At 66.6% G+C, this 3840-nt stretch carries 4 protein-coding genes and 1 pseudogene; 3 read left to right on the forward strand and 2 right to left on the reverse strand.

The window, feature by feature from the left end; translation table 11 throughout:
- The 3 genes and pseudogenes from DPV74_RS39820 to DPV74_RS39830 form a co-directional block, all read left to right on the forward strand.
- A pseudogene (locus tag DPV74_RS39820) lies at window positions 1-173 on the forward strand (LysR family transcriptional regulator); the annotation flags it as partial.
- Window positions 174-248: 75 nt separating this feature from the next.
- The gene (locus DPV74_RS39825) at window positions 249-899 is read left to right on the forward strand and encodes a DUF2625 domain-containing protein (protein WP_119339181.1); all 651 of its coding nucleotides are present in this window, start codon (window positions 249-251) and stop codon (window positions 897-899) included.
- Window positions 900-1147: 248 nt separating this feature from the next.
- Complete coding sequence (locus DPV74_RS39830; RefSeq protein WP_060085147.1) at window positions 1148-1735, forward strand: YigZ family protein; 588 nt, start codon at window positions 1148-1150, stop codon at window positions 1733-1735.
- A 66-nt stretch (window positions 1736-1801) separates the two neighbouring features.
- Here DPV74_RS39830 and ppk2 read toward each other — a convergent pair whose 3' ends face one another.
- Together ppk2 and DPV74_RS39840 are read right to left on the reverse strand one after the other, a co-directional pair.
- A complete protein-coding gene (gene ppk2 / locus DPV74_RS39835; protein WP_027791391.1) occupies window positions 1802-2752 on the reverse strand; it encodes a polyphosphate kinase 2 in 951 nt (316 codons plus the stop codon).
- An 88-nt stretch (window positions 2753-2840) separates the two neighbouring features.
- A partial coding sequence (locus DPV74_RS39840; protein WP_119339182.1) for an OmpW family protein occupies window positions 2841-3840 on the reverse strand: 1000 nt, incomplete at its 5' end.

A 3840-nucleotide genomic window follows, 5' to 3' on the forward strand; every position in this document is an offset into this window, starting at 1 on the left:
CGCTCGGGCATCGCGTGGCGCCCGCCGGCACGGTCGACGTCGGTGCGCGCTACGGGCTGCCGCCGTTGCCGACCCGCGACGTGGTGCTCCACTCGAGCCTGACCGATGCGCGAGCCCGGCAGGCGCTGCGCACGCTGGGCGCGGCACTGCGCGCGTCGGTCGGGGCGCGTTGATGCCGCACCAGCCGGTGCAGGCCGTATCGTCCCGGCTCGGCCCATGCCGAACCGAACCACCCGGAGAGAAGACACATGCGTCCGCTGAACGAACTGGTCAACGAGCGTGAATCCGCCCTGCCGTCATTGATCGAGTGGTCGGCGGCAGCGCGTGATCGTTGCGAGATATTGCCGCCATCGGGCCGGAATGGCGAAATCCTGTCCACCCTTCAGGTCACCACGCGATCGCTCCTGGGGACGATCGCCTATTCGACCGGCGGCCTGCTCGTGGACGGCGGCTACCTTCGTCTGCTCGGCTCGGGCCATCCCGCGTTGCCTCGGGACATCGTCGGCTGGAATCAGGGACGATCCTCGGGCTTTCTGTTGGTCGCGGATGACGCCGTCGGCGGATTCTTCGCCTTGAACGGCGGCGCACTCGGGGAGGACATGGGTTCCGTGTACTACTTTGCACCCGACACGCTGGAATGGGAGCCCCTCGGGATCGGGTACGGCGATTTCGTGCGATGGTCGCTCGGCGACACGCTGAGCGACTTCTACGCGAGCATGCGCTGGCCCGGCTGGCAGGCCGACGTCCAGCGCCTGACGACGGATCAATGCTTCAGCTTCCATCCATTCCTGTGGACGAAAGAAGGATCGGTCGAACGCAGCAGCCGTCAGGCGGTCGACGTTGCCGAGCTGTACGCGCTCCAGATCGGCGCCGGCGCCACGACGTCAAGGCAACCGTGATCCGGTGTACCTGCCTTCGAATCCGGAACGTCGAGTCCCGCGGCAGAGCCGGTGCGCTCGCCCGCGCCTGACCATTCGCATCGGCATCGCGTTTTGACGGCTTCGAAAGGCATCGATGCGCGCCACGGTAAAATTCGTGTTTCATCCCGCCCGCTCGTGCCGCCGCCCGATGCCTGCGCGGGTCGATATCAAACGCATCGCCAGGCCGTCATCACCTTGATTTCCCTACACCTTTCATCTCGCGACGCATGAGTTACTCGCTCGCCACCACCTGCATCCGCGAACTCGAGATCCGCAAGAGCCGCTTCATCGGGTTCGCGATCCCCGTCGACGATCGCGACGCCGCGATGCACGCGCTGCAGCGCCTGCGCGACGAGCATCCTGCGGCCACCCACGTATGCTGGGCGTTGCTGGCGGGTGGGCAGTCGGGCATGTCGGATGACGGCGAGCCGTCGGGCACCGCGGGCCGGCCGATTCTCGAAGTGCTGCGCCATCACGATCTCGACGGCGTGCTCGGCGCGGTCGTGCGCTACTACGGCGGCGTGAAGCTCGGCGCGGGCGGGCTGGTGCGGGCCTATACGGATGCGATCGCATCGGCGCTGCTCGACGCCGAGCGCGTCGAACGTGTCCGCTACACGCGGCTCGCGATCGAGATCGGCTACCCCGACGAGGCACGCGTGCGCCGCTGGATCGAACAGGCCGGGTATGCGCTCGTGGACAGCGCGTACGGGATGACGGTGAAGCTCGCGATCAAGCTGCCGGAAAACGCCGAAGCCGCGGCAAGAACCGAGCTGTTCGACCTGACGCAAGGACGCTCGGGCTTTCCGGCGACGTGACGCGCGGGGAACGCGTCCGCGTTCCCCGCGTGGCCGGACGAATCCCGTCGCCGGTCAGTCGGTCATTCAGTAGGTATCGGGGACGATCATGTGGTCCGGCACCGGCCGGCGGATGTAGTCCTCGTGATGCTCGCGCGGCGGCAGGTCGATCGGTGCGTGCGGCACCTCGTGATACGGCACCTGCTGCAGCAGATGGTGAATGCAGTTCAGCCGCGCGCGCTTCTTGTCGACCGCCTGCACGACCCACCACGGTGCTTCCGGAATGTGCGTGCGAAGCAGCATCTCTTCCTTCGCGGCCGTGTAGGCTTCCCAGCGGCGACGGCTCTCGAGATCCATCGGGCTCAGCTTCCATTGCTTGAGCGGATCCTCGATCCGGCTCTGGAACCGCACTTCCTGCTCGTGGTCGGTGATCGAGAACCAGTACTTGACGATCTGGATCCCGCTGCGCACGAGCATCTTCTCGAACTCGGGCACCGAACGGAAAAACTCCTCGTATTCGTCGTCGGTACAGAAGTTCATCACGCGCTCGACACCCGCGCGGTTGTACCAGCTGCGGTCGAACAGCACGATTTCCCCGCCGGCCGGCAGATGCGCGACATAGCGCTGGAAATACCACTGCGTGCGTTCGCGGTTGTTCGGCGCCGGCAGCGCCGCCACGCGGCATACGCGCGGGTTCAGCCGCTGCGTGATGCGCTTGATCGCGCCGCCCTTGCCGGCCGCGTCGCGCCCCTCGAAAATGACGACGAGCCGGTGCCCCGTGCTCACGACCCAGTCCTGCAGCTTCACGAGTTCGCCCTGCAGGCGGAACAGCTCGCGGAAATACTGCTTGCGCGCTTCGCGCCGCTCCTGCGAAAACAGCAGGTCGTCGCTGTCGTCGAAGCGGCGATCGTCGAGCTCCATCTCGAGTTCTTCGTCGTAGGCGTCGACCAGGTCTTCCTCGAAGCGGCGCTGGCGCGCTTCCATCGATTCGAGATCGGTGCGGTTGTCGGTCTCGGTGCGGTTATCGTTGTCGCCCATGGGGCCTCCTTCCATCGTTGACGCAGCCAAACGCCGACATTATCCCAGCGTCGCGCGTCAAATTCATGAAAAAGGGCCGGCGCACCGGTCAGAAGCGGAACGCGAGCAGCACGCTCGCCAGCACGGGGTTCGCGGCGATATCGAACGTGTTCGACGCGAGCTGCCGGTTCGGCTGGTCGATATCCAGCGTAATCTTCGTACGTAACGGGATATAGGTCACCATGCCGGTGATCCAGAACTGGCGCGTGATCTGGTAGCTCGCGCCGACCGTGAACACCGGCTCCCACACGCTCTTCACCTTCGCCGACACGTTGGTCTTGCCCGACAGCAGCAGGTCGCCGCCGGCATCCCAGATCCGCTGGAACAGCGACGGGTCGAGCAGCAGCGACTGCAGGCTGCCGATGTCCGCGCCCGCCGCGAGCAGCCCGCCGAGCGACGCGAGCTTGCGCTGGAACACGGGATTCAGGTTCGTGTTCGTGAAGCGCGTATAGCTGACGCCGATGCCCGCGAACGGGCGGAAACGGTCGTCGCGCTCGCCGAGGTAATACTTGAATACGACGGACCCGAGCCACGCGCGCGTGGTCGCGAGCGGGTTGCTTTGCGTGTTCGCGAGATCGATCAGCGGAAAGCGCCCCTGGACGCCTGAAAAGATCCGGTCGAGCGGCAGCGCGATGCTGCCGTGCCCGCGCAGCGTCAGCACCGGCGGAATGCCCGCGCCGAGTTCGGCCGCCCAGTTCTCCGAGAAAAAATGCGTCAGCGTGAACGCCAGCGTGTTCGTGTTGCCGAGCGACAGCTGCGACCCCTGGTTCTCGAAGCTGTTCAGCCCGAGTGCGTCCGTGTGCGTCGTCACGGGCGTCGATCGGCCGGTCGTGCCGACGAAGTGCCAGCCGAGGCCGACCATGTTGCGGTCGTCGCCCATCAGCTGCGTCAGCAACGGCGGCGCCTGGGCGGCCGGCAGATCGGGCAGCCGCGACGGATCGACCGGATGCAGTTCGTACGGCATCCGGTCGGCGTGGACGACGCCGGGCGCCGGCATGTCGCCCGCCGCCGCGTCGCGCGGCGCGGCCGGATCGCAGCCGCCAACGACG

The sequence above is a fragment of the Burkholderia sp. HAN2018 genome (genome assembly GCF_024704855.1).
In the GTDB taxonomy this organism is placed as follows: domain Bacteria; phylum Pseudomonadota; class Gammaproteobacteria; order Burkholderiales; family Burkholderiaceae; genus Burkholderia; species Burkholderia cepacia.

Bases quoted from the DNA above. Each gene is read 5' to 3' on its own strand.
- ppk2 (WP_027791391.1), bottom strand. From the start codon at position 2,752: ATGGGCGACAACGATAACCGCACCGAGACCGACAACCGCACCGATCTC.
- DPV74_RS39830 (WP_060085147.1), top strand. From the start codon at position 1,148: ATGAGTTACTCGCTCGCCACCACCTGCATCCGCGAACTCGAGATCCGC.
- DPV74_RS39825 (WP_119339181.1), top strand. From the start codon at position 249: ATGCGTCCGCTGAACGAACTGGTCAACGAGCGTGAATCCGCCCTGCCG.